25 protein-coding genes are annotated in these 24,702 nt (G+C 73.9%); 13 read left to right on the forward strand and 12 right to left on the reverse strand.

Features of this window, described 5'->3' with window-relative positions:
• Window positions 1–27: 27 nt before the first annotated feature.
• Window positions 28–1,080 carry a DUF6081 family protein gene (locus ACIP84_RS06915; protein ID WP_401795372.1) on the reverse strand — a complete coding sequence of 351 codons (1,053 nt, stop codon included), beginning with the start codon at window positions 1,078–1,080 and terminating at the stop codon, window positions 28–30.
• A gap of 166 nt (window positions 1,081–1,246) precedes the next feature.
• On the opposite strand from ACIP84_RS06915, the gene ACIP84_RS06920 reads away from it, so the two are divergent.
• From ACIP84_RS06920 to ACIP84_RS06945, 6 genes are all read left to right on the forward strand, one after another.
• Window positions 1,247–2,158 (forward strand): pseudouridine-5'-phosphate glycosidase, encoded by a 912-nt coding sequence (locus ACIP84_RS06920; RefSeq protein ID WP_401795375.1) that lies wholly within the window; start codon window positions 1,247–1,249, stop codon window positions 2,156–2,158.
• Window positions 2,155–2,823: an HAD family hydrolase gene (locus ACIP84_RS06925; RefSeq protein WP_401795378.1), complete on the forward strand. Its 669-nt coding sequence runs from the start codon at window positions 2,155–2,157 to the stop codon at window positions 2,821–2,823. The genes ACIP84_RS06920 and ACIP84_RS06925 overlap by 4 nt, the downstream gene beginning before the upstream one ends.
• A gap of 120 nt (window positions 2,824–2,943) precedes the next feature.
• A complete protein-coding gene (locus ACIP84_RS06930; RefSeq protein WP_355958809.1) occupies window positions 2,944–4,029 on the forward strand; it encodes a DUF6081 family protein in 1,086 nt (361 codons plus the stop codon).
• Window positions 4,026–4,994 carry a DUF6081 family protein gene (locus ACIP84_RS06935; RefSeq protein WP_401795382.1) on the forward strand — a complete coding sequence of 323 codons (969 nt, stop codon included), beginning with the start codon at window positions 4,026–4,028 and terminating at the stop codon, window positions 4,992–4,994. The genes ACIP84_RS06930 and ACIP84_RS06935 overlap by 4 nt, the downstream gene beginning before the upstream one ends.
• Entirely contained in the window at window positions 4,991–5,485 is a 495-nt protein-coding gene (locus ACIP84_RS06940) for a lipocalin-like domain-containing protein (RefSeq protein WP_401795384.1), read from the forward strand. The genes ACIP84_RS06935 and ACIP84_RS06940 overlap by 4 nt, the downstream gene beginning before the upstream one ends.
• 37 nt (window positions 5,486–5,522) lie before the next feature.
• On the forward strand, window positions 5,523–5,984 hold the full coding sequence (locus tag ACIP84_RS06945; RefSeq protein ID WP_401795386.1) for a PPOX class F420-dependent oxidoreductase: 462 nt from the start codon (window positions 5,523–5,525) through the stop codon (window positions 5,982–5,984).
• A 71-nt stretch (window positions 5,985–6,055) separates the two neighbouring features.
• Here ACIP84_RS06945 and ACIP84_RS06950 read toward each other — a convergent pair whose 3' ends face one another.
• The 3 genes from ACIP84_RS06950 to ACIP84_RS06960 form a co-directional block, all read right to left on the reverse strand.
• Window positions 6,056–7,114 carry an aldo/keto reductase gene (locus tag ACIP84_RS06950; RefSeq protein ID WP_401795388.1) on the reverse strand — a complete coding sequence of 353 codons (1,059 nt, stop codon included), beginning with the start codon at window positions 7,112–7,114 and terminating at the stop codon, window positions 6,056–6,058.
• Entirely contained in the window at window positions 7,114–7,563 is a 450-nt protein-coding gene (locus ACIP84_RS06955; protein WP_209497617.1) for a nitroreductase family deazaflavin-dependent oxidoreductase, read from the reverse strand. The genes ACIP84_RS06950 and ACIP84_RS06955 overlap by 1 nt, the downstream gene beginning before the upstream one ends.
• Before the next feature lie 65 nt (window positions 7,564–7,628).
• Entirely contained in the window at window positions 7,629–9,005 is a 1,377-nt protein-coding gene (locus ACIP84_RS06960; protein ID WP_401795390.1) for an MFS transporter, read from the reverse strand.
• Window positions 9,006–9,336: 331 nt separating this feature from the next.
• On the opposite strand from ACIP84_RS06960, the gene ACIP84_RS06965 reads away from it, so the two are divergent.
• Together ACIP84_RS06965 and ACIP84_RS06970 are read left to right on the forward strand one after the other, a co-directional pair.
• Window positions 9,337–9,915 carry a TetR/AcrR family transcriptional regulator gene (locus tag ACIP84_RS06965; RefSeq protein ID WP_401795392.1) on the forward strand — a complete coding sequence of 193 codons (579 nt, stop codon included), beginning with the start codon at window positions 9,337–9,339 and terminating at the stop codon, window positions 9,913–9,915.
• A gap of 98 nt (window positions 9,916–10,013) precedes the next feature.
• The gene (locus tag ACIP84_RS06970) at window positions 10,014–11,168 is read left to right on the forward strand and encodes an acyl-CoA dehydrogenase family protein (protein ID WP_355958796.1); all 1,155 of its coding nucleotides are present in this window, start codon (window positions 10,014–10,016) and stop codon (window positions 11,166–11,168) included.
• Here ACIP84_RS06970 and ACIP84_RS06975 read toward each other — a convergent pair.
• From ACIP84_RS06975 to ACIP84_RS07005, 7 genes are all read right to left on the reverse strand, one after another.
• The gene (locus ACIP84_RS06975; protein WP_401795394.1) at window positions 11,059–12,048 is read right to left on the reverse strand and encodes a 4'-phosphopantetheinyl transferase; all 990 of its coding nucleotides are present in this window, start codon (window positions 12,046–12,048) and stop codon (window positions 11,059–11,061) included. The genes ACIP84_RS06970 and ACIP84_RS06975 overlap by 110 nt on opposite strands.
• Window positions 12,045–12,920: an MBL fold metallo-hydrolase gene (locus tag ACIP84_RS06980; protein WP_401795716.1), complete on the reverse strand. Its 876-nt coding sequence runs from the start codon at window positions 12,918–12,920 to the stop codon at window positions 12,045–12,047. Before ACIP84_RS06980 ends, ACIP84_RS06975 begins: the two co-directional genes overlap by 4 nt.
• Before the next feature lie 122 nt (window positions 12,921–13,042).
• Complete coding sequence (locus ACIP84_RS06985) at window positions 13,043–14,125, reverse strand: aromatase/cyclase (protein ID WP_401795397.1); 1,083 nt, start codon at window positions 14,123–14,125, stop codon at window positions 13,043–13,045.
• Between the two features lie 11 nt (window positions 14,126–14,136).
• The gene (fabG, locus tag ACIP84_RS06990; protein ID WP_401795401.1) at window positions 14,137–14,931 is read right to left on the reverse strand and encodes a 3-oxoacyl-ACP reductase FabG; all 795 of its coding nucleotides are present in this window, start codon (window positions 14,929–14,931) and stop codon (window positions 14,137–14,139) included.
• A 148-nt stretch (window positions 14,932–15,079) separates the two neighbouring features.
• The gene (locus ACIP84_RS06995; RefSeq protein ID WP_401795404.1) at window positions 15,080–15,337 is read right to left on the reverse strand and encodes a phosphopantetheine-binding protein; all 258 of its coding nucleotides are present in this window, start codon (window positions 15,335–15,337) and stop codon (window positions 15,080–15,082) included.
• Between the two features lie 66 nt (window positions 15,338–15,403).
• Window positions 15,404–16,702 carry a ketosynthase chain-length factor gene (locus tag ACIP84_RS07000; RefSeq protein WP_401795407.1) on the reverse strand — a complete coding sequence of 433 codons (1,299 nt, stop codon included), beginning with the start codon at window positions 16,700–16,702 and terminating at the stop codon, window positions 15,404–15,406.
• Window positions 16,699–17,964, reverse strand: coding sequence for a beta-ketoacyl-[acyl-carrier-protein] synthase family protein (locus ACIP84_RS07005; RefSeq protein ID WP_355958785.1), 1,266 nt, complete (start codon window positions 17,962–17,964; stop codon window positions 16,699–16,701). Before ACIP84_RS07005 ends, ACIP84_RS07000 begins: the two co-directional genes overlap by 4 nt.
• A gap of 235 nt (window positions 17,965–18,199) precedes the next feature.
• Between ACIP84_RS07005 and ACIP84_RS07010 the strand changes: the two genes are divergently transcribed.
• The gene (locus tag ACIP84_RS07010; RefSeq protein WP_401795410.1) at window positions 18,200–19,234 is read left to right on the forward strand and encodes an acyltransferase domain-containing protein; all 1,035 of its coding nucleotides are present in this window, start codon (window positions 18,200–18,202) and stop codon (window positions 19,232–19,234) included.
• On the opposite strand, the gene ACIP84_RS07015 is transcribed toward ACIP84_RS07010, so the two are convergent.
• Window positions 19,216–19,473, reverse strand: a complete 258-nt coding sequence (locus ACIP84_RS07015) for a phosphopantetheine-binding protein (protein ID WP_401795413.1) — start codon at window positions 19,471–19,473, stop codon at window positions 19,216–19,218. The genes ACIP84_RS07010 and ACIP84_RS07015 overlap by 19 nt on opposite strands.
• A gap of 236 nt (window positions 19,474–19,709) precedes the next feature.
• Between ACIP84_RS07015 and ACIP84_RS07020 the strand changes: the two genes are divergently transcribed.
• From ACIP84_RS07020 to ACIP84_RS07035, 4 genes are all read left to right on the forward strand, one after another.
• Entirely contained in the window at window positions 19,710–20,156 is a 447-nt protein-coding gene (locus ACIP84_RS07020) for a nuclear transport factor 2 family protein (protein ID WP_401795416.1), read from the forward strand.
• An 87-nt stretch (window positions 20,157–20,243) separates the two neighbouring features.
• Window positions 20,244–22,787 (forward strand): bifunctional FO biosynthesis protein CofGH, encoded by a 2,544-nt coding sequence (locus ACIP84_RS07025; protein WP_401795419.1) that lies wholly within the window; start codon window positions 20,244–20,246, stop codon window positions 22,785–22,787.
• A 3-nt stretch (window positions 22,788–22,790) separates the two neighbouring features.
• On the forward strand, window positions 22,791–23,450 hold the full coding sequence (gene cofC / locus ACIP84_RS07030) for a 2-phospho-L-lactate guanylyltransferase (RefSeq protein ID WP_401795422.1): 660 nt from the start codon (window positions 22,791–22,793) through the stop codon (window positions 23,448–23,450).
• A gap of 230 nt (window positions 23,451–23,680) precedes the next feature.
• The gene (locus ACIP84_RS07035) at window positions 23,681–24,700 is read left to right on the forward strand and encodes a hypothetical protein (RefSeq protein WP_401795719.1); all 1,020 of its coding nucleotides are present in this window, start codon (window positions 23,681–23,683) and stop codon (window positions 24,698–24,700) included.
• The last annotated feature ends 2 nt before the right edge of the window (window positions 24,701–24,702 follow it).

The raw sequence follows: 24,702 nt of genomic DNA on the forward strand, positions 1-24,702 counted from the left end.
CCGCGACCCGCTCGTCGGTGGGCCGGGTCAGTTCTCCCGGGCTATCCGCGCGTACCGCACGTCGATCGACGCGCCCTGGCCCCACAAGCGGCTCTCCGGCCGGCTCTCCTCGTCGACGAAGGTCTGCGGCGTGGGCGAGCCGACCCGGGGCGCGTAGTAGAAGTCCGGCGTGGAGTCGAGCCTCACCAGCGCCTTGCCCTGCGGGCCCGCGGCCGCGTCGAGGACGGTGAACAGACCGAAGCCGCAGGTCAGCTGCTTCAGCTTGAGGCGCTCCTCGGTGCCGCCGTGGTCCAGGATCATGTACTTGCGGTCGAAGGCACGGGTGCCGATGCGGTCCGTGGACAGCACGGTCTTCCCGTTGACCTTCCAGCTGACCCGGGTGCCGCCGCCCTCCAGCCTGACCTGGAGCGTGGCGTACTCGCCGGGGGTGCGCTCGGCGACCGGGATCGCGTACGAGTAGGCGGCGTAGGTCTTGCCGGCCTCGGGCAGCCGCTCGTAGATGGCGAAGATCCGGTTGTTGATCACCGAGAAGTCGAAGATCGCCTTGGTGTCGAAGTCGGCGGTGACCACGGCGGCGGAGGCGAGCCGGACGTCGGTGTCCGGATGGGCCACGGCGGCGCCGAAGGGGTGCCGATCGGTGCCGTAGGTCCGGCCGCTCACCCGGGTCGTGCAGGTGAGGGCGCCGGTCGCCGGGACGTCGAAGCCGGGGGTGCCGGAGCTGGCGGTGGCGCGCGGGAAGGCGAGCCACTTGCCGTGGTCGCCGCTGCCGTGTCCGCCGTCGTCCTGCTGGCCGGTGGTGGTGCGGAAGGCGGGCTCGCCGGTGACGGCGTTCCGGCCGGCCGGGGTGACGTCGAGCCCCTCGGCCGAGGTGGTGACGACACCGTCGCCCTGCGGGAACTCGCCGCCGGCCTCGCCCAGGATCTGCCAGGTGTTCGTGGTGTCGAAACCGGTGCGGAAGTCGTCGGAGAGGAGCGTCCGCACGCCCCGGTCCTTCGCCTGGGCCGCCGGGTTGAACACCAGCGCGACCAGCGCCGCCGCCGCGGCGGCGGCGGCCGCCCTGCTTCTGATCCGTCGTGCCATGTCATCTCCCGTGAGGTGCGTGGATGTCCGGCACATCCTGGGCAGCGGCCCCTGAATTTCGCTCGAGAGGGCGCTCGACGTGCACTCGACCGGGCTTCGAGGGTGCGGGCCGAGCCTGAGCACCGTCAGTCCCGGAGGTACGGAGAGACACGGAGAGGAACCCGGTATGGATTCGTTGCTCGAGGTCAGCGACGAGGTCGCCACCGCGCTCGCGGAGCGGCGCCCTGTGGTCGCCCTGGAGTCCTCCCTCATCACCACCGACCCGTCGTCCGAGACCGCCTCGCTCATCGAGAAGGCGGTCCGGGACACGGGTGCGGTCCCCGCGACGGTCGGTGTGGCCGGCGGGCGTTTCGTGGTCGGTATGGACGAGTCCGTGATCGAGCGGTTCGCCACGACGAAGGGCATCCCCAAGATCAGTGCGCGGGACCTCGGTCCGGCGCTGGCCGGCGGCGGTCTCGGCGCCACCACGGTGGCCGGCACGATCGTCATCGCCGAGCGGGCCGGGATCGAGGTGTTCACCACCGCCGGCATCGGCGGTGTGCACCGGCGCGCGCAGGAGTCCTTCGACATCTCGGCGGACCTGCTGCAGTTCACCCGTACCCGGATCACGGTCGTCTCGGGCGGCGCCAAGTCCATCCTGGACGCGAAGCTGACGGCCGAGTACCTGGAGACCGCCGGCGTACCGGTGTTCGGCTACGGCACCGACCGGCTGCCCGCCTTCGTGGTGCGCGAGGCCGACGTGCCGGTGACCCGGGTCGACGACCTGGCGGTCGCCGCCCGCGCGGTCGACTTCCACTGGGAGGTCAACGGCGACTCCACGGTGCTGCTCACCTCCCCGATCGCGCGCGAGGACGCGCTCGACGGCGAGGAGCTGGAGCGGGTCATCGCCGAGGCGCTTGAACAGGCCGACCGGGACGGGGTGGTGGGGAACGCCATCAGCCCGTATCTGATGAAGGCGGTGGCGCGGTCGACCGGTGGGTCGATCGCGGCGGCGGGCCGCTCGCTGCTGCTCAGCACGGCGCGGGTGGCGGGCGAGTTCGCCGTCGAGCTGAGCAAGGTGCGGACGGGCGGCCGGTGACCGGTCCGGTGCGTGCCGTCCTGTTCGACCTGGACGGCACCCTGGCCGACACCCCTGGCGTCATCGCCCGGCTCACCGTCGAGGTCCTCGCAGGGCACGGCTTCTCGCCCGGCGAGGACGAGGTCCGGGCCACCGTGGGCCGGCCGCTCGACCGGAGCCTGGCGCGACTGACCGGGCTGCCCGCCGAGGATCCGGTCGTCCGGGACGCGAGGGCGGAGTACGGCCGTCGCTTCGGCGAGCATGTGCGTGCCGCCGGGCCCGACCTGCTGTATCCCGGCGTGGCCGCGCTGCTCGACCGACTGCGGGACGAGGGGCTCGCGCTGGCCGTGGCCACCTCGAAGGTGTACGCGGCGGCCGCCGCGATCGTGAGACTGACCGGTGTCGACGACCGCTTCGACGCCCTCGCCGGCGACGACACGGCGGCCCGCGGCAAGCCGCACCCCGACATGGCGCTGCATCTCGCCTCGGTGCTCTCCGTCGACCCGGCCTCCTGTGTGGTCGTGGGCGACGGGCTGCCCGACGTGGAGATGGGGCGGGCCGCGGGGATGCGGGTGGTCGGCGTCTCGTACGGGGTGACCGGGGCCGCGGAGCTGACCCGGGCCGGCGCGCACACCGTGGTGCACAGCCCCGCGGAGATCGCGGCGGCCGTCCTCGGCCGGCCGTGAGCCCTCCGACCGGGTCCGGACGGGCGCGCAGCCTGCCCGGACCGGCATGCCCCCCGCCCGGACGGGCGTGAATCCTCCCCGGGCGGCCGTGAATCCGAAGAACCTCCAGAAGGGTCCGTCATGGCGCGCAAGCGCATCCTCACCACACTGCTCCTGAGTGCCGCGCTGAGCGCGGCCACCCTGGCCGCGCCCTCCGCCCCGGCGGGCGCGGCGGAGACCGCGAAGGGCGGCCCGCGCCCCTACCGGGTCGTCTGGGACGACTTCCGGCACGGCTTCCGCACCACGGGCGCGGACGCCCCCTGGTTCCAGGTCGCGGGCGGCGGCTACAGGGCCGACGACGGGATCGTCACCACCTCGGGCCGCGGCCTGCGGGTGCGCTCACGGGGCGTCAACCCCCGTACCGGCGAGCCCGCGTTCACCCAGACGATCCCGCAGACCACCCCGAGCGGGGCGCCCGGCTCCGGCGACCACGCCAAGTGGCTCGCCTACACCAGCCACACCTCCTCGCACGGCTTCCCGGGCTTCGACGCGGTGCCCGGCCAGGTGCTGTCCTGCGAGACCACGCTGTCCGGCCGCACCTACGGAACCGCCGGCCATCCCTTCGGCGACGCGGTCGCGGACGGCGAGGACGATCCCCGGCTCGCCTCGGTGATGCTGAACACCATCGACAACGAGACGTCGACCGCCTTCGACTTCGTCGTCACCAACAAGCGCATCTACGCCTTCTACGGACGGCCGACGTTCGGGCGGGCGACGCTGGGCGACTACGCCTCGTTCGCCCACACGGTGCCGCTGGCGACCCGCAGGCCGGGCGCCGTCCACCGGCTCAAGATCGCCTACGACCGTTCCGCGGGTCTCGTCCGCTGGCTGATCGACGGCCGGGAGGTGCTGCGCGTCGACCGCATCGGCTTCCGTCTGGACCGCAGGACGCTGACGCTCGACGAGGGCGGTGTCGAGGGCCGGGTCGCGCCGCGCCAGCTCAACTGCGGGATGGGGCTGCTGTCCCTGCTCGACGGCTCGTACCCGACGGGCAAGGGTCTCGTCCGGCTCTCCGTCCAGACGAACTACTTCGAGCCGTCGGTCGGCGAACCGCGCCAGGAGTCCTTCGTCGACGAGCGGAGCGCCGAGACCAGCCGGATCTACGGGCAGGGCGGCGAGTTCCGGATGAAGAACCTCGTCGTGTCGAGCGTCAGGAACCGGCGATGACCCCGCTGTGGGAGGACGACTTCCAGGACCCGGCGGCCACCGCGGGCCGCTGGGCGCCGATGACCCTGGGCCCCTTCGTGCCGGACGACGCCGACATCCACGTCACGCCGTCGGAGGGGCTCAAGGTGACCGCCCGGGCCACCCACCCGGTGACCGGGGAGCCGGCGTTCGCCAACACCCTCGGGCAGGAGGACGCGCCCGGCGCGCTGCCCGGCGCCCTGGACGCCGTCAAGTGGCTGGTCTACGCGGACGTCACGACCCCGGGCGGGCTGCCCGGTTTCGGGGCTCCCGAGGACGGTGAACTCCGCTTCGACGCCTGGCTCTCGGCCCGTACGTACGGCACCGGGGGTCACCCCTTCGGCACGGCGGTCGAGGAGCCCCGGGCCGACTTCCGACTGGCGACGGCGGCGATGAACGCCGCCGACGTCGAGACCGGCCTCGCCTTCGACTTCTTCGTCACCGACCGGCGCATCTACGCGGTGCACGAGCGGCTCCCCATGCTGCGCCCGCACCTCGGCGGGTACGCCGCCTTCACGGCCGTGGTCCCGGTCGGCGACCGGGAGCCGGGCGACACCCACCGGCTGACCCTCGCGTACGACCGCTCCGCGGGCCGGGTGCGCTGGCTCGTCGACGGCGAGGAGCGGCACCGCGCCGAGCACCTCGGCCGGGTGCCGGACCGCCGGTACGTCGTGCTCGACCACGGCGGCGAGGACACCGATGTGACACCTCGTCAACTCAACGGCGGCCTGGGGATGTTCACCGCGCTCGACTGCGCCTCGCCGGGCGGCGGCCCGGCGCTCGTCCGGCTCACCACGGCCGACGGGCTGTACCGCGCGACGGACGGCGGCGGCCGGCCGCAGGTCTTCCTGGACGACAAGAGCCTGCCGGGCAACCGGCTGTTCGGCCAGGGCGCGGCGCTGAACGTCCGCCGGTTCACCGTCTCCGCCGTCCCGGCGGGCCGGTGAACGCCGGCGGGCCGGTGGACGCCGCCGGGCCGGGGGACGCCGCCGGGCCGGTGGACGCCGCCGGGCCGGGGGACGCCGCCGGGCCGGGGGACGCCCTCGGGCCGGGGGACGCCGTCAGGGCGGTCGACGTCGTCGGGGCCTGGACCCTCGTCTCGTATCTGGACGTGGACGGCGCGGGCGGCACCACGGAGGGCCCGCTCGGCCCCGCGCCGAGCGGGCTGCTGCTCTACAGCCCCACCGGTCACATGTCGGTCAGCATGGGACGGAAGGACGCCCCGCCTTCCGGTGACTCCTTCATGGGGTACGCGGGCCGCTGGCGGCTGGCGGACGGAGTGATGGTCCACGAGACAGACGTCAGCTCGCACGCGCACATGAGGGGCACCACCCAGCTGCGGGACGTGTCCCTGGCCGGCGACCTGCTCACGCTCGGCGGGACGGCGCAGGTGGGCGGACGCCCCCGGCGGCGCGTCCTGACCTGGCGCCGCGGCTGAACGGAACACCGGACGAAGAGAGTCGAGGAGGATCGGCATGCCCACGTACAAGGACGCCCCCGAGGGCTGGTGGCGCGAGTTCATCATGGCGGACCCGCCGCGGACGGCGAAGGCCGCCGTCGTACGCAAGGACGGCAGCCCGCACGTCGTGCCGGTCGGGGTGATCCTCGACGGCGACGAGATCGTCTACACGATGCAGAAGGACAGCGTGAAGGGCCGCTCGCTCCTGCGGGACGGGCGGATCGCGCTGCTCTGGGACGACGAGCGGCCCCCGTTCTCCTTCGTGCTCGTGCGGGGCCGGGCGACGCTCGACGAGAACGTGGACGAGCTGCGCCGCTGGACCGCCCGGATCGGCGGCCGGTACCACGGCCAGGCGCGCGAGGAGGAGTTCTCCGACCGCTTCACCATCCCGAACGGGGTCGTGGTCCGGGTGAAGATCGAGCAGGTCGTCGCCCGGGTCGACCTGTCGGACACGGTGAACGTCAAGCCGGAGGACTGACCGCCGTTAGCGGCGAAGGGCCGGACCCGCGGGAGAGCGGGTCCGGCCCTTCGCCGTGCAGCGCCGGCGGGTCAGCCGCCGAACAGGTCGTCGGCGACGGCCCGGCGCACCGTGGTGCGGCGGTCGTCCGTCTCCCGCCAGCGGTCGCCGTAGATGGCGTCGGTCATCGCCGGGAAGCGGAGGAAGTCGTGCGGGAAGCCGGCCGGGATCCGGCTGGCCTCCTCCAGCTCCGCCAGGTGGGCCGCGTCCAGGGAGACCTCGCAGGCGGCGAGGTTGTCGACGAGCTGGGACTCCTTGGTGGCGCCGATCAGCGGCACGACCGTGCCGGGCCGTGAGCGGAGCCAGGCGAGCGCCACCCGGGCCGGGCTCCAGCCGCCCTCCTTGGCGATCCGTACGACCTTCTCGACGATCTCGTCGCCGGGTCCCCGCCCCTCGCCCCAGGGCACGTGGTCGAGCCGGCCCGGCTCGCCGGCCAGGTACTTGCCGGTGAGCCGCCCGTCGGCGAGCGGCCCCCAGGCGAGCACCGGCAGGTCGAAGGCGTGCGCCATGGGGAGCAGTTCGCGCTCAGGGGTGCGCTCCAGGAGGTTGTAGCGGATCTGGAGCCCGGCGAACGCGGACCAGCCGCGCAGCTCCGCGAGGGTGTTGGCCTGGGCCACCTCCCAGGCCGGCCAGTCGGAGACGCCCACGTAGAGCACCTTGCCGGCGCGGACCTGGTCGTCCAGGGCGCGCATCACCTCGGGGACCGGGGTGAGGGTGTCACGGGCGTGCACCCACAGCAGGTCGATGCGGTCGGTGCCGAGCCGGCGCAGCGAGGCGTCGAGCGAGGCGACCAGGTTCTTGCGGTGGTTGCCCGCCGAGTTGGGGTCGCCCGGCCGCATCTGCATCGTGTACTTGGTGGAGAGGACGAACTCGTCCCGCCGACCGGCCAGCAGCTCGCCGAGGGTGGTCTCGGCGGAGCCCCGGCCGTACTCGTTGGCCGTGTCGAGGACATTGCCTCCGGCCTCGGCGTACCGGTCGAGGATGCCGGCGAGGGTGGTCCTCGGCAGCTTCCAGTCGTCGCCGAAGGTGAGGGTGCCGAGGGCGATCTCCGATATCCGCACCCCGGTCCTGCCCAGCAGTGTGTACCGCATCAGTCCGCCAGGCGCCGCACGGCGACGACGGGGATGCGGCGCTCGGTCTTGGACTGGTAGTCGGCGAGGGCCGGGACCTTCTCCGCGGACTCGGCGTAGAGCCGGTCGCGCTCGGCGCCCTCGACGACGACGGCGGTGGCCCGGTAGACCTCGGTGCCGGTCTCCACGGTCACCTCGGAGTTGACCAGGACGTTGTGGTACCAGGAGGGGTTCTGGGGGCCGCCGGCGTTGGTGGCGAAGACGAGGGTGCGGCCGTCCTCCTCCACGTACATGACGGGGCAGACGCGGCGACGGCCGCTCTTGGCCCCGGTGTGGGTGAGGAGGACGAGCGGCGCGCCCTCGAACATGCCGCCGACCTTGCCTCCGTTCGTCCGGAACTCCTGCACGACGGGGATGTTGTAGTCGCCGGGCTCGCCGGCGACGGGGGTGATCAGCTCTGTGTTCGACATGACGTCTTCCTTTTCAGGAGCTCGCTGGTTCTCGGAGGTTGTGCCACAGAAGACTCGAAGGTGACTCAAGCCGGGGTCTCGACGGGCGTCCTCCCGGCCGGTTCGGGCGCCCGCACGGCGACCAGGACCGTGACGGCGACCCCGGCTACGAGCAGCGTGCCGACCCCGGCGCCGAGCCGGAAGCCGGCGGTGCCGCTGTCGGCGGTGGTCCAGACGAGGGCGCCGAGGGCGGAGCCGAAGGCGACGCCCAGCTGGCGGACGAGGTTGGTGGTGCCGGCTGTCATGCCGAGCCGGTCGGGCGGTGTGTTGCCCATGGCGAGCACCTGGTTCTGGCCGTTGAACAGGCCGAATCCGAAGCCGAGGACGGCGAGCCGCCAGGCCAGGGAACCGGCCCCCGAGGAGCCGTCGACGGTCAGCATCAGGGCGGCGCCCGCGGTCGTCAGGAGGGCCCCGGTCAGCGCCACGCCCCTGGCTCCGAGCCGGTCGGCGGCCCGGCCGCCGAGGAGTCCGGCGACGGCCGTGGAGACGGCGAGCGCGATCAGGGCGAGCCCGGTCGTGCCGGCCGTGACGCCGAGGGTGTCCTGGAGCAGGAACGGCACCATGAACATGATCAGGAAGATGCCGAGGTAGGCCAGGATCAGGGCCAGATGGGGCCCGAGGACGCCCGGCGACCCGACGAGGCCGCGCACCGCGGCGGACTCCCTCTGCCGGCTCCAGGCGATGACCAGGGGCACCGCGAGAAGGGCCAACTGCCCCCAGGCCGCGCCTCGGTCGACCGCGGAGGTGAGGCCGAGGAGTACGGCGACGGCGGCGCCGCCCAGGGTGAGCGCCTCGACCAGCCAGCGGCGCTCCGGCCAGGGCAGCCGCTCCCCCTTGGGGAGTTCGCGGGCGGCCAGGGCGATGACGAGCGCGGCGGCGGGGACGCCGAGGTAGAAGATCCAGGGCCAGTCGGCGTGTTCGACGATCTGGCCGCCGAGGACGGGACCGGCGAGGCCGCCGAGCGTGCCGAAGAGCATGACGAGGCCGAAGGCGCGGCCGCGCGCCTCGGGGGCGACGGCGACCGTGGCGAGGACCGGGGTCAGCGCCATCATCACGACGGCGAAGCAGCCCTGGAGGGCCCGGGCGGCGATGAGCCAGCCGATGCTCGGGGCGAGCCCGCAGGCGACGGAGAAGAGGGCGAAGCCGCCGCACGCCAGGGTGAGGGCGCGCCGTGGGTCCGCCAGGTCGACCCAGCGTCCGGCGCACAGGCTGAGGCCGATGAGCGGGACGGCGTAGGCCAGGGAGACCCACTGGACGATCTCGGTGGTGGTGCCGAGACCGGAGCGGATGGTGGGCGCGGCGACACCGACGACGGAGGCGTCGAGCTGGGCGACGAAGACGGCGAGACCCGCGGCCGTCACGAGCCACCAGCGGCTCGGCGCGGGCGCGGCGGGCGTACTCATGGGGCCTCCTCGGACCTGGCGGTCGGTTGCGGGGGGGGAGCCGGAGCGCACGGGCGGGTACGGGCGGAACGCGGAGGCGGTAGGGCCGACAGCCGCGCGGCGGTCGGGCGGCGGTCGTTGCCGGGCCACGGCAACCGGGCCACGGCAGCCGGGCACCGCGCCCGGCGGACGGACCGCCGGGGCAGCGGCGGCCGACGATCGGCTCGTCGTGCAGCCCACCGGCCGGACCGCCGCCCCGCCCTTGAACCGGAGCGCCCTCCGCTTACGAGCGTATACGGAGGCTCCTCCGCTTCACAACTCGAAACGGAGAACTCTCCGATATGCTCGGGCCATGACCGAGCCGACCCCCGAGAGAGCCGACGCGGCCCGCAACCGCCGCAAGATCCTCGACGTCGCCGCCCGCATCGTGGCCGCGGAGGGCGCCGCCGATCTCTCCCTAGACGCCGTGGCCAAAGCCGCCGACGTCGGTGTCGGCACCGTCTACCGCCGCTTCGGCGACCGGGCCGGACTCGTCTTCGCCCTCCTGGAGGACCGCGAGCGCCGGTTCCGCGAGACGCTGTGCGGCCCCCCGCCGCTGGGCCCGGGGGCCCCTCCCCTGGAGCGGGCCCGCGCCTTCCTCCACGCCCTCGTCGACCTGGTCGTGGAACAGCGCGAGCTGCTGCTGCTCGCTGAGGCCAGCGCCCCGGCCGCCCGCTACGCGAGCGCTCCGTACGGCGCCCAGCACGCCCACCTCGCCGGTCTCCTCACCGAGCTGGCCCCGGACCGCGACGGCGACTGCCTCGCCGACGCGCTGCTCGCCCCCTTCACGCCCAGCCTCATCGCGTACCAACTCGACGAACGGGGCTTCGGCACCGACCGGATCAAGGCCGGCCTCGACGACCTGCTCCGCGGGCTCGCGGCCGGCGCCTGACGTCCGGGCCGCGAATCGATCCCTCCTCGAGCCCTGCGCGACCGCCGCCCGCCACCGTGGGCAGGACTGTGCGCAAGGCCGAAAAGGAGGCATCGACGATGCTGGACAATCTGCCCCCACGCCCGGAGTCGCCCCTCGACACCGGGGTCGCGGTGAGCGCCGTGCGCGCCGCCGAGGTGGCGGGCCGCCTCGCCGCCGAGACCGAGAGCCTGCGGCGGCTCCACCCCGAGGCGATGCGGGCCGTGCTGGACGCCGGCTTCGCCCGCCACTTCGTCCCCGTGGAACACGGCGGCCGGGCCGGGAACTTCGAGGAGCTGACCCGCGCGGTCGTCACCCTCGGCGAGTCGTGCACCGCCACCGCCTGGTGTGCCTCGCTGGCGGCGAACCTCGCCCGGATGGCCGCGTACCTTCCCGCGCAGGGCCGCAAGGACGTGTGGGACGAGGGGCCCGACACCCTCGTCGTCGGCTCCCTCTCCCCCTTCGGGACCGCCCAGCGGGCGCCGGGCGGCTACCGGCTGACCGGCCGCTGGCCGTACATCAGCGGTGTCGACTTCGCGGACTGGGCGCTGCTGTGCGGCACCCTCACCGGCGACGGCGCGCCGGTCCCGCTGGTCTTCGCCGTGCCCCGCGCCGAGTTCGACGTCGTCGAGAGCTGGGACAGCGTCGGCATGAGCGGCACCGGCAGCAACACCGTCGTGGTCGACCGGCTCCTCGTACCGGCGGAGCGCACCTTCCTCCGCGCCGACCTGCTCTCGGGCCGGCCGGCGGACTCCGAGGCCCCCTGTCACACCGTGCCCCTGGAAGCGGCGAACGGGCTGTCGTTCGCCGCCCCGCTGCTCGGCGCGGCCCGCGGCACCCAGCGGGCCTGGACGGAGCACGTGGCGGCGAAGACGGCGGCGACGGCCGGTCGGACCGGAGCCCCGGGCCCCAGCCGCGCGTCCTACGCCGACACCCTCGCCCGTTCGGTCGCCGAGATCGACTCCGCGCACCTGCTGCTCGAACGCTGCGCCGCCGTCGCCGACCGGGGCGCGGCGGTGACCCGTCTGGAGCGGACCCGGAACCTGCGCGACTGCGCGTACGCGGTGGAGCTGCTCGTCTCCGCCGTCGACCGGTTCTTCCGCACGGCCGGGACGAGCGGTCAGCTCACCGACCGACCGATCCAGCGTTTCTGGCGGGACGTGAACTCCGGCTCGACGCACATCGCGCTGCAGTTCGAGGCGGCGGCCGGTGCCTACGCGGAACAGCGGCTGTGAGCAGCACGACCAGCAGGCCGTCCGCCGCGGCGTAACCGCCCTCCAGCAGCGGCAGCCCCGCGGCGCCCCCCGGCACCGCGGGGCTGCCGGGCACTCCGGAGTCGCCGGGCACTCCGGGGTCGCCAGGTGCCACGCGGCCGCCAGGTGCCACCGCGCCGCCGGTTGCCGCGGCCCGCGGGTCCGCCGGTGCCGGCTCCGGCGACCCGGCCCGCGGAGACGGCTCCGCCGACCCGGCCGCCCCGTACGGCCGGCTGTTCGCCCGCTCGGGGGCCGGCGGCACCGCGACCGGTCGCACGGTGACCGCCGAGCGCTCCGGGTGGAATCGGACCTCGGCCGAGTGGAAACCCAGCGGGACGCGCGCCAGCGGATACCAGGCCTTGTACGCCGCCTCTTTGGCACAGAACAGCAGCGTGTCCCACGGCAGGCCGGGGACGGACGGCAGCGCGGCGAGACGGGCGTGCTCCGCCGGCAGGGCGATCCGGCGCAGCACCCCCGGACGCAGCGCGACGGCCGGCTCGGCGTCGATGCCGAGCGCGACCGTCGCATCCGCCGGGCCCACGACCGCCGCGCGGTAGCCCGCGCGGTGGGTGATGCTGCCGACGACCCCGGCCGGCCAGAGCGGTTCGCCGCGGCTGCCGCGCAGCAGCGGGCCGGGGGCGGCGCCGAGCCCGAGGAGTGCCCGGCGGGCGCACATCCGCGCGGTGGCGAACTCCGTCCAGCGCGCGTCGACGACACCCTCGGCGAGCTGCTCGTCCTCCTCCGCGTACAGCCAGGGCAGCGGCCCGGGACCGAGGGCCTCGGCCCCGGCCGCCCACGGGGGCAGCAGGCCGGCCAGCGGTCCCGGACGGCCGTCCCGACCGGGCGGGCCGGCGGTGTTCACGCGTAACAGGTGGGCAGCACACCGCCGTTGAACTCCACCAGCTCCCCGAAGATCCCCACCACGTCGAGCGGGCTCCCCAGGGGCTCGCCGGCCAGCTCCGCGTACGCCCGGTGGAGGTTTCCGACGAGCCGCTCCGGGTCCTGCCAGTGGCCGAACGGTCCGGGGGCGTACTCCCGCGCGGTCTGCAGCGGGGTCAGTCCCCCGGCCCGGCCCTGCTCGGCGATCCGGCGGACCCAGCGCAGGTACTCCGCCGTCTCCCGCAGCACCTCGGGACCGGAGACCGGACCGTGGCCGCCGACGATCACCCGCGGGCCGAGTTCGCCGAGCCGGTCGAGGGCGCGCAGGCTGCCCTCGATCGAGCCCATGAGGACGAACGGCGTGCAGCCGGGCATGACGACGTCGCCGGCGAAGAGGACCCGCTCACGGGCCAGCCAGACGAGGGTGTCGTTGGTGGTGTGCGCCGGGCCGGGGTGGAACAGCTCGGCCCGGTGCCCCTCCCCCAGGTGGAGGGTGAGGCGGTCCTTGTACGTGAGGTGGGGCAGGGTCACCGACACGTCGCCCCAGTGCACCCCTGGCCACAGGCCGGTGAGGCCGAGCCCGGCGGCGGCGGCCTCGTCGCGCAGCCGCTCGTGGGCGACGACGGCCGCCCGGCCGTCGCCGACGACGGCGTTCCCGAAGGTGTGGTCGCCGTGGAAGTGGGTGTTGACCACGAGGCGGACGGGCGCCGGAGTGAGCGCGCCGACGGCCGCGCGCAGCGCGCGCGCCCGGTCCTCGGTGGCGGTGGTGTCGACCACGGTGACCCCGTCGTCGCCGATCAGCACCCCGGAGTTGCTCACGCACCAGCCGCCGTCGGGCTGGATGTACGCGTACACCCCGGAGGCGAGTTCCTCCGTACGGGGCGGCCCCGGGGCCGCGCCGGGCCTCTCCGTACGGGGCGGCCCCGGCGGCGCGACGGGGGCCGACCGGTCCGGGGCCGCCCCGGGCAGGGTCTCCGTCACCGGACGGCCTCCCCGAGGCTCTCGACGTGCCGCCGGGCCTCACCGAGGGTGCGGCGGCTGTTGCCGCCGAGGGCGTCGCGCACCAGCCGGCGAGCCGACTCCAGGGTGGTTCCGGGGCCGAAGACCCCTTCCAGCGCGCCGGGATCGAGCGCCACCTGATGACGGGCGGTCACCAGGGTTCCCGCCGGTGTCTCCTCGAAGAGCCACTCGCCGGTGTGGCCGAGCAGCCCGCGGGGAACGGTGGTCTGCTTGTAGACGATCCGGCGGTCGGCGAAGCAGAGCCGCACGGACTGGGTGGCGTGCACCGAACCGTCGGCCCCCTTCGTCCTCATGTCCATGGTCTGCACCTCGACATCGGTGCCGGCCGGGGACTCGGGCGCGGTCTCCACGTCGAGCGCGGCCACGTGCGGCAGCCGGGCGGGCCACAGGTCGGCGCGGTAGAGGAAGTCGTACACCTCGCTCACCGGCCCGTCGACGAGCAGGGCGTCGCTGAAGGAGAAGATCAGCTCCTCGGGGGCCTGCGGGCGCTCGGCCCACGCCTTGACCGCCGCGATCTCCTCCCTGCTGTTGTGGTCGAGCGCCGCCTCGATGCGGTCGCCGACCTCCTGGCCGCCCTCGGTCGCCCACGCGTGGTGCAGCGCGAGCCGGTGCGTCGTCGCGGGGGTGCCGGGCTCCGTGCCGAAGGACCAGTGGCCGCTCATCCGGACGATCGGGGCCGCAGGCTCCTGCTGGGCGAAGTCCACCCGCAGGGCGGCCGGATCGAGGGTGCGGCGCGAGGTCCAGCTGCGGACCCCGGTGCCGACCACCGCCCAGAGCCGGATGCGCTCGTCGGTGGCGCCCAGGCCCGCGAACGGGCGCGGCGGCGCCCCGACGACGGGCTCGGCGCCGGTGGCGGACGGCGAGGCGGGCTCGGAGGCCGGCGCGACCTGCGCCGGGGCCGCGTCGAGCACCTGCGACCAGATGCACGGCGAGAAGAGCAGGGGCCAGTGCAGCACGTCGGCGACGAGCCGGTACGCGTTCTCCGGCGGGGCGTCCAGGTCGGCCGTGTGCACGGCGGAGCGGGCGTCGGGTCCGGGCATGGGGGCTCCCATCAGTAGTTCCCCAGTCCGCCGCAGACGTTGAGCGCCTGCGCGGTGATGGCGGCGGCGGTGTCCGAGACGAGGTAGCCGACGAGCCCGGCGACCTCTTCCGGTTCGGTGTAGCGGCCGAGCGGGATCTTGGCCTCGAAGCGCTCCAGGACGGCTTCCTCGGTGGTGTCCCAGATCCGCGCGTAGTGGCTGCGGACGTTCGCGGCCATCGGGGTCTCGACGTACCCCGGGCAGACGGCGTTGACGGTGATGCCGCTCTTGGCGAGCTCAAGGCCGAGGGCCTTGGTGAAGCCGACGACGGCGTGCTTGGACGCCGAGTACGGGGCCCCGAACACGACGCCCTGCTTGCCTCCGGTGGAGGCGATGTTGATGATCCGGCCGCTGGACAGCTCGCGCATCCGGCCGGTGGTGAGAACCTGCTTGGTCACCAGGAACACGCTGTTGAGGTTCGTGTCGATGACGGCGTACCAGAGCTCGTCGGGGATCTCCGCGGTGACACCGCCGCCGCTGCGGCCGGCGTTGTTCACCAGGACCTCGACCGGGCCGTACCGCTCGACGGCGGCCGCCACCCAGTCGCGCACACTCTCCGGCGAGGTCACGTCGCAGGCGGCGCCGTCCGCCTCGTAGCCGCGGCCGCGCAGATCCTTGACGGTGTCGGCGACGGCGGACGCGTCGCGGGCACAGAGGAAGACCGGGTGCCCGCGCTCGGCGAGCACCGAGGCGACCGAGAGACCGATGCCGCGGGTGGCTCCGGTGACGAGGGCGACACCGCGTCCGCCGGGTGCTGATGTGGTCATGGCTGCTGCTCCTCGTACGGGGAGAGGGAAAGGGGATACGGGGGGCCGGAACGGAAGGCGGCGCGCCCGCCGTCGCGTTCCCGTCCGCACAGTCCGGGAACGCGACGGCAGGCGGCGCGCGACCGCGACGGCCCCGCCGCGCCGCGCGTCACGCGGCGGTGGCGGGCACCACGTTGACGCGGTCCAGGAACTCGCGCGGCGTCACGATCGACGTGACCTCGTCGTCGGTGAGCTCGGCGCCGAAGCGCTGCCCGGCGAGGGCCGCCGCCTCCAGGAGGGCGAGGGAGTCGTAGCCGAGGTCGGTGAACGGGGTGTCGAGGGCGTCCGCCGCCAGGCCGGTCGTCTCGTCCTCCCCCGCGCACTCGGCAAGGATCTTCTTCAGGTCGTCGAAGGTCATCAGGCTCATGTCGGACCTCTCTGCGGTCTGGTCGGAGCGGGAAACGGTCGGAACAGCGGAACGGTGGGTGGTGGTTCAGCGGGCGGAGCGCGGCGCGCGGACCACGACGGCCGAGTTGAAGCCGCCGTACCCGCGGGCGAGGACCAGGGCGGTCCGCACCCGCGCCTCGCGCGGCACGTCCCGCACCAGGTCGAGGCGGTGCCGGGCGACCGGGCGCTCGATGTGGAAGGTGGGCGGCAGGACGCCGTCGCGGATGGCGAGCAGGGCCGCCGCCACGTCCAGCGGCGGGCCGCCTCCGGTCAGCCGGCCGGTGAGCGTCTTGGGCGCGGTCACGGGGACCCCGTACGGCCCGAAGATCTCCTCGACGGCGGCGGCCTCGGCGTCGTCCAGCTCGGGCACGGCCGCCGCGTCGGCGAAGACCACGTCCACCTCGCCGGGGGTGACACCGGCCCGTTCGAGGGCGGTGCGGGCGGCGCGCCCGAGACCGGCCGGCCGGCCGGAGCCCGGCTTCGGATCGAAGGTCGCCCCGTAGCCGGCGATCTCGCCGTACGGGGTGGCGCCGCGCGCGGCGGCGGAACCGGCGTCCTCCAGGACCAGGATGGCCCCGCCCTCGCCCGGCACGTACCCGGCCGCCCGGGTGTCGAAGGGCAGATAGGCGGCGCGCGGGTCGGTGGCGCGGGAGAGCCGTCCACTGGCGATGTGCGAGACCAGGCCCCACGGGTCGAGCGCGGACTCCACTCCCCCGGTGACGGAGAGGACTCCGCCGCCGCGCAGGGTGCGGCAGGCGTGGCCGATGGCGTCGAGGCCGCCGGCCTGCTCGCCGACCAGGACGCCGCTCGGGCCGCGCAGACCCTTGCGGATGGAGATCTGGCCGGTGTTGACCGCGTAGAACCAGGCGAAGGACTCGTAGACGCTGACCCGCTGCGGACCCTCCGTCCAGAGCTTGCGGATCTCCCGGTGGGTGAACTCGAAGCCGCCGGTGGCGTTGGAGGTGACGACTCCCATCCCGTACTCGGGCATCGACTCGAGGTCCGCGCCGGACTCGGCGAGGGCGCGGTCGGCCGCGGTCAGCGCGAGCCGGGTCACCCGGTCCGTCTGGGGCAGCAGCCGGCCGGGCAGGTGCTCGGCGGCGTCGAAGCCGGTGATCCGTCCGACGAGGGTGGTCGGGTACGAGGAGGCGTCGTAGTCCTCCACGGTCCTGATCCCGTGCTCGCCGCTCAGGGTGGCCCGCCACCAGCTCTCGGTGTCGAGGCCGTTGGGGGCGATCACCCCGATGCCGGTGACGACGGGAGCGGACCGCTCCGCGCCGGTCGACCCGGCGGCGGTCGTGGCGGGAAGGGTCGTGGCGGCGTCGGTGGTGGTGGGAGCGCTCATCGGCCCGCCTCCTCGCGGGTGAGGACCATCGCGGACTGGAAGCCTCCGAAGCCGCTGCCCACGCTGAGGACGGCGTCGACCTTCCGCTCGCGCGCCTCGTTCGGCACGTAGTCGAGGTCGCACTCGGGGTCGGGTTCATGCAGGTTGGCGGTGGGCGGGACCACTCCGTGCTCCATGGCGAGGGCGCAGGCCGCGATCTCGATCGACCCGATCGCGCCGAGGGAGTGGCCGACCATCGACTTGATGGAACTGATGGGGACGTCGTACGCGTGGGCGCCCAGGGTCTCCTTGAACGCGCCGGTCTCGTGCCGGTCGTTCTGCTTGGTTCCGGAGCCGTGCGCGTTGACGTAGTCCACGCCCTGCGGGGCGAGTCGCGCCTCGTTCATGGCGTGCCGGATCGCCTCGGCCATCTCGCGGCCGTCGGCCTTGAGACCGGTCATGTGGTACGCGTTGCAGCGCGTGGCGTAGCCGCCGATCACGCCGTAGATGTGCGCGCCCCGGGCCTTGGCGTGCTCGACCTCCTCCAGGACGAACATCGCGGCCCCCTCGGCGAGGACGAAGCCGTTGCGCGTGCGGTCGAAGGGCCGGGAGGCGTGCTCCGGGTCGTCGTTGCGCGGCGTCGTCGCCTTGATCGCGTCGAAGCAGGCCGCGGCGATCGGCGAGATCGGGGTGTCTGCGGCGCCGGCGATCATCACGTCGGCGCTGCCCTCCGCGATCAGGTCACGCGCGTAGCCCACGGAGTCGAGTCCCGAGGTGCAGCCGGTGGACACCACCGTCGCCGGGCCCTCGGCCCCGCACGCCCACGCCACCTCGGCCGCGAGCGAGCTCGGTACGAACGCGTCGTAGAGGTGCGGCGAGACGTAGCCGCTGTCCACCTCCCACAACCGTCCGCTGTCGCTGAGCACGAGGTACTCGCGCTCGAGGCCGGTCGTACCGCCGACCGCGCTGCCGACGCTGACCCCGACCCGGTGCGGGTCGAGTTCGGCGAAGTCCAGTCCGCTGTCGGCCAGGCACTCGTGGGCGCTGACGACGGCGAACTGCGCGGCCCGGTCCATCCGCCGTATCTCCCGCGGCCCCAGACCGTGCCGTTCCGGCACGAAGTCCACCTCCGCCGCCACCTGGGAGCGAAAGCGCGAGGCGTCGAAGAAGGAGATGGTCCGCGTCGCCGTGCGTCCGGCTGTCAGCTGCTCCCAGAAGGCCTTCTTGCCCACACCTCCCGGTGCCACTACTCCGATGCCGGTGATGGCCACACGTCGGTTCACTGGACGAGCCCCCTCCTGAGTGGACGATGTCGACGACTGTGTGCGGGCGCCCTCAAAGCCCGCTCGAGTCCCGCTGGCGCGAACTGCACTGCCCGGCAGAGGACTTGGGCGACCGCAGCGGGGCGCCCGCTCCCTCCAGCGCGGTTCCAGTCCCCGTCGAGGCGGCCCGGTGAGGCTGGGGTCGCCCCTCCGGGCCCGCCGGGTCCGGACGCCCGACCCGGGAGGCCGTGAAGTGATGTCCCGCCGCACCGTCCTGCTGCTGCCCGGCCAGGGTGCGCAGCGCGAACGCATGGCCGCCGGCCTGTACGAGGCGGTGCCGGAGTTCGCGGCGCCGATGGACTCGTTCCTGGCGGCCCTGGGGCCGGAGGGCGCCCGGCTGCGCGAGGAGTGGCTGCGGCCCGCGCCCAACCCGTCGCTCGACGACGCCCTGGTGTCGCAGCCCCTGCTCTTCGGGGTCGGACACGCGCTCGGCCGGTGCGTGACGGCACTGAGCGGTCACGCCCCCGACGTGCTGCTCGGCCACAGCGTCGGCGAGCTGGCCGCGGCCGCCCTCGCCGGGGTGTTCTCGCCCGGGGACGCGGCGCAGGTCATGGCCGCCCGCCGCAGGGCCCTCGCCGGCCGCACCGGCGGCGGCATGCTGGCCGTCGGCGCCGCCGTGGCCGATGTGGAGCCGCTGCTCACGCCGGGGGCGGCGGTCGCCGCGGTCAACGGACCGCGGCAGACCGTCCTCGCGGGACCCTCCGGCGCCCTCAGCCGGACCTCCGAACGACTCGCGGCGGCAGGAATGGTCGTCCGCGCGCTGCGCTCCGGACACGCCTTCCACTCACCGTCCCTCGCCGGGGCCGCCGAGACATACGCGCGGGCGCTGTCCCACGTACCGCTGCGCGCCCCGGCGAGGCCGCTGCTCTCGACCCGTACGGCGCGGTGGCTGCGTGCGGAGGAGGCGACCGATCCCGGCTTCTGGGCAGGCCAGTTGGCGCTGCCGGTGCTGTACTGGCCCGCGCTGCGGGCGCTGCTCGACGGCACGCCCGACGGACCCGACACGGGTCTGATCCTGCTCGACGCGAGCGCGGACCGATCGCTGACCGCCCCGGCACGCCGGCATCCGTCCGTCAGGTCGGGGACGAGCGTGGTCGTCCCGCTGCTGGCCGGACCGGCCGGCGGCGACGACCTCGGCGCGCTCGGGGAGGCCCTGGACGTCCTGGCGAGCCACCGGGTCCGGACGTCCCCACGCGTCCGGACCCGCGCGGCTCAGGCGACCGCGAGCTGATCGGAGACGTACGCGATGAGCGCGGCGGGCGTCTTCAGCTCGTCGAGCTTCTCGTCGGGGACGGTGACGGGGAAGTCGTCCTGGATGCGCACCACGATCTCGTAGACCGTGAGCGAGTCGTAGCCGAGATCGGCGAACTCCTTGTCCAGGACGGACTCCTCGAGCGCGGCGGCCTCGGCGCCGTCGAAGCAGGCGTCCACGATGGCGCGGAACTCGGCGAGGGTGAAGGCGGCGGTCATGGACGGTCCTCCAGAGAATGGGTGGCGATCGGCGCGTGTCACGGTCGTCGAGCCCCCTCGAAGCATGCTCGAACAGGGCTCGGACGGGCGGGGGCCCGGGGCGACGGGGGCGGGGCGGTCCGGGGCCACCGGGGCGCGGGCGGGCGGTGGGCTCAGCCGTCGCTCGACCACCTCTCCAGGCCGTCGGGGCAGGCTCGGTGCCCACGTCGAGCACCGCACCCGAGGGAGCACGCACCATGGCCGAGACCGTGTCCACGCCCGTGACCGCCGATGTGTACGTGGAGGTCCAGCAGTTCTACGCACGGCAGATGCGTCTGCTCGACGGCAACGACTTCGCGGGCTTCGGCGCCACGTTCACCGAGGACGGCGTGTTCACTCCCGCCGGCGCCGGCGCCCTGGAGGGCCCCGCGCTGATCGCCAAGGCCGCCGAGGCGGCCGCGGGCCGCTTCCACGGCGGTCAGCCGCGTCACTGGTTCGACATGCTCACGGTGGAGAGCGACGGTCACGAGGCCCTGCACACCGCCTACTACGCCGTCGTGAGCGTCACCTCCGCCGACGGCTCCAACCGGCTGGAGCAGAGCGTCACCGTCCAGGACGTCCTGGTCCGCACCGAGGCCGGGCTCCGCAACAGCTCCCGCGTCATCCGCCGCGACGACCACCTGGCCGCGGAGGCGGCCGCATAGGCGTCGCGAGCCGCCTCAGTCCTCCCTACCCGTACCGCAGAAAGGCCCTCAGTGAGCTCCTCGCACCCCGCCCCCACCGCGAATGCCATGCGCCGTGCTCTGAAGCGGGCCAGGGACGGGGTCGCGCTCGATGTCGGTGAGGCGGCCGTGCTGTTGCGGGCGCGGGGGGAGGATCTGGCGGATCTGGTCGCGTCCGCGGGGCGGGTGCGGGATGCCGGGCTCGCGGCGGCCGGGCGGCCGGGTGTCATCACGTACTCCAAGAGTGTGTTCATACCGCTGACCCGCCTGTGCCGGGACAAGTGCCACTACTGCACCTTCGTCACCGTCCCCGGCAGGCTCCGCCGCGACGGGCACGGGATGTTCATGTCGCCGGACGAGGTCCTCGACGTCGCCCGGCGCGGCGCGGAGCTGGGCTGCAAGGAGGCGCTGATCACCCTCGGGGACAAGCCCGAGGACCGCTGGCCCGAGGCCCGTGAATGGCTCGACGCCCACGGATACGACGACACCATCGCCTATGTCCGGGCGATGGCCATCCGCATCCTGGAGGAGACGGGGCTGCTGCCGCACCTGAACCCCGGGGTGATGTCGTGGACGGACTTCCAGCGGCTCAAGCCCGTCGCGCCGTCGATGGGGATGATGCTGGAGACGACCGCGACCCGCCTGTGGTCGGAGCCCGGCGGCCCCCACCACGGCTCCCCGGACAAGGAGCCCGCCGTCCGCCTCCGTGTCCTTGAGGATGCGGGGCGGTCCTCGGTCCCCTTCACCTCCGGGCTGCTGCTTGGGATCGGGGAGACGCTGGAGGAGCGGGCGGAGTCGCTGTTCGCGCTGCGGCGGGTCTCGCGGGCGTATCACTCCGTCCAGGAGCTGATCATCCAGAACTTCCGTGCCAAACCGGACACGGCCATGCGCGGCATGCCGGACGCCGAGCTCGACGACCTGGTCGCGACCGTCGCCGTCGCCCGGCACATCATGGGCCCCTCCGCCTGCCTGCAGGCCCCGCCCAACCTCGTCGACTCCGCCTACGAGCGCCTCATCGCCGCCGGCATCGACGACTGGGGCGGCGTCTCCCCCCTCACCATCGACCACGTCAACCCCGAACGCCCCTGGCCCCGCATCGAGGAACTCGCGGAGAAGTCCCGCGCCGCCGGCTTCGAGCTGCGCGAACGGCTCTGCGTGTATCCGGAGTTCATCACCCGGGGTGAGCCGTGGCTCGATCCGCGTCTCCTCCCGCACGTCCGCGCCCTCGCCGATCCGGCCACCGGCCTGGCGAATCCTGACGCCCCGGTGCGTGGTCTGCCGTGGCAGGAGCCGGACGAGGCGTTCACCGCGTCCGGCCGGACCGATCTGCACGCCACCATCGACACCACCGGCCGCACCCGTGACCGCCGTGACGACTTCGACGAGGTCTACGGCGACTGGGAGGCGCTCCGGGAGGCAGCCGCCCCCGGGATGGTGCCCGAGCGTGTCGACTCCGACGTCCGCGAGGCCCTCGCCGTCGCCGCCGACGACCCCACCAAGCTCACCGACGCCCAGGCGCTGGCGCTGCTCCACGCCGACGGCCCGGCGCTCGACGCGCTGACCCGTATCGCCGACGACGTGCGGAAGTCCGTCTCCGGTGACGATGTGACGTACATCGTGACGCGGAACATCAACTTCACCAACGTCTGCTACACCGGCTGCCGCTTCTGCGCCTTCGCCCAGCGCCGCACCGACGCCGACGCCTACACCCTCTCCCTCGACCAGGTCGCCGACCGCGCCGAACAGGCCTGGAACGTCGGTGCCGTCGAGGTCTGCATGCAGGGCGGCATCCACCCCGACCTGCCCGGCACCGCCTACTTCGACATCGCCCGCGCCGTCAAACAGCGTGTCCCCGGCATGCACGTGCACGCCTTCTCACCCATGGAAGTCGTCAACGGCGCCACGAGGACGGGCCTTTCGATCCGCGAATGGCTCACCGCCGCCAAGGAAGCCGGGCTCGACTCCATCCCCGGCACCGCCGCCGAGATCCTCGACGACGAAGTCCGCTGGGTCCTGACCAAGGGCAAACTCCCCACCGCCACCTGGATCGAGGTCGTCACCACCGCCCACGAACTCGGCATCCGCTCCTCCTCCACGATGATGTACGGACATGTCGACCAGCCCCGCCACTGGCTCGGCCACCTCCGCACCCTCTCGCGCATCCAGCAGGAGACCGGAGGATTCACCGAGTTCGTCACCCTCCCCTTCATCCACACCAACGCACCCGTCTACCTCGCCGGCATCGCCCGCCCCGGCCCCACCCACCGCGACAACCGCGCCGTCATCGCCATGGCCCGCCTCCTCCTGCACCCCCACATCCCCAACATCCAGACCAGCTGGGTCAAACTCGGCACCGAAGGCGCCGCCGACATGCTCCGCTCCGGCGCCAACGACCTCGGCGGCACCCTCATGGAGGAGACCATCTCCCGCATGGCCGGATCCAGCTACGGCTCCTACCGGTCCATCCGCGACCTCGAAGCCATCGCCGCAACAGCAGGCCGCCCCGCCAAACCCCGGACCACCCTCTACGGCGCCGTACCGGAGGAACGACAGCGCACGGCACACGCCTCCGACGGACACCTCCCGGAACTGCTGCCTCTGCTGGGAGGCTGACGGATGATCACGACCGCCGGATGGACCGTGCTGCTTCCCGTCAAGCCGTTCCCCCTCGCCAAGAGCCGGCTCGCCGCCTGGGCCGGTGACAGCCGGACCGACTGGGCCCGGGCCTTCTTCCTCGACACGCTGCGGTCGGTCTCCCGTACGCCGGAGGTCTCGCGGATCGTCGTCGTGACCGCCGACCCGTCGGCCCGCGCCCTGGCCCGGGAGCGCGGTGCCGAGTGCGTCGAGGAGCTGTCCCCGCGCGGGCTGAACTCCGCCGTCCGGGCCGGTGCGGCCCGGGCCTCGGTCCGTGGTGCCCGTGCGGTCGCCGTCCTCACGGCCGATCTTCCCGCGCTCCGTCCCGAGGAGCTCACCAGGGTTCTCGGCGCCGCGGCCGGTCACCGGCGGGCCTTTCTCACCGATCACACGGGCATCGGCACCACCGTCCTGGCGGCCCGGGTCCCCACTCTTCTGACGCCCCGCTTCGAGGGGGCCTCGCGGCAGCGCCACGCGGCGAGCGGGGCGGTGGAACTGGACGTGGCGGAGGTTCCGGGGGCACGTCTGGACATCGACACACCGGACGATCTCGTGGCCGCCCGCGCCCTGGGCCTCGGGGCGCACTCGCGTGCGGTGGACGGCCGGCGAAGGGGAGCGCTCTCGGTCAGGGGGGACGTATAGGCTGCTTTGGAAGCATCCGTCCCCCGCGCACCTCAGGAGACTCGTCGGTGACCGTCACGCTCGCCCAGCTCGAGACCGCCCCCCAGTCCGAGCACCAGGACCTCGCCGACGCTCCCCAGGGGGCAACCGTCCAGGCCCCCGCCACCCGCGCCGACCGCCCGGACCTGGCGGAGGACGCCGACGCGGACACCCCGGACCTGGCGGAAGACGCCGACGCGGACACCCCGAGCCTGGCCGAGTCGCCGGACACCGCCGACCTGGACCCCGTCGTCGTCCGTGACGCCCAGGACTTCGGGGTCTACGCCCGCACCGGCGGCTGGACCTTCGCCCTCAAGGTGGCGCGCAGCGTCCGTCCCGGCGGACAGGCCGCCGAGGGGACGGCCGCGGCGAAGGTCTCGGCGAAGGCGTTCGCCGAGCTCGCGGGGTGCTCGCCGGAGCGGGTCATGCGCTACTACAAGGCCTGGGACATGGCGGCCGACGACGGTCTCGTCCCGCAGTTCGAGGTGCTCGTTCCCGGCGAGGACATCGAGCTGCCCGACGCGGACGTCTGGCTGTCGTACTACACCTCGCGCAACAGCGCCTCGTCCGTGCGGGGCCAGGCGATCAGCGCGGCGGCCGAGGCGGAGGGCATCCGGCCGACGAAGGCCCTGGAGGTGGCCGAGAACCCGACGGCGCTGCGGGCCGCGATCCTCGCCGACCCGGGGACGGCGGAGGCGGCGCGCGGCGCACTGCTCGACCGGATGAAGGAGGACCCGGCCCTGCAGACCGAGATGGCCCGCGCCATCGCGCGTACCGACGATCTGAAGAAGGCCGTGGCGAGCGAGGCGAAGGCGGCCGACCGCATCGGGTACGTGCGCCAGATCGTCGAGAACGGCCAGATCAGGACGCCGGCCGGGCAGACCGTGGAGGCGCCGGCCGAGCTGCGGGCCGAGGCCGAGAGGCATCTGTCGCTCCTCGACGAGCTCGACGACTCGGAGGAGGCGGGCGAGTGGGCCGGTGAGGCGTACGACACGGTCAAGGGCCTGGTCGCGAAGGCGGTCGAGGAGGATCCGGCGCTGCGGGTCCAGGAGCGGCGGACGAAGTTCTACAGCAGCCTGCAGAAGGCGACGAAGGTCTTCGAGGAGCTGACTCTCGACGAGGTCCTGGAGGAGGAGATCTTCGAGGACGACATGCTCCAGCGGCTCGAAGCCCTCCAGGAGGCGATCAGCTCCTGCATCAGCACGCTGCGCAGGGCGACGACCGCCTCCTGACC

Source organism: Streptomyces sp. NPDC088707 (assembly GCF_044752725.1).
Classification (GTDB): domain Bacteria; phylum Actinomycetota; class Actinomycetes; order Streptomycetales; family Streptomycetaceae; genus Streptomyces.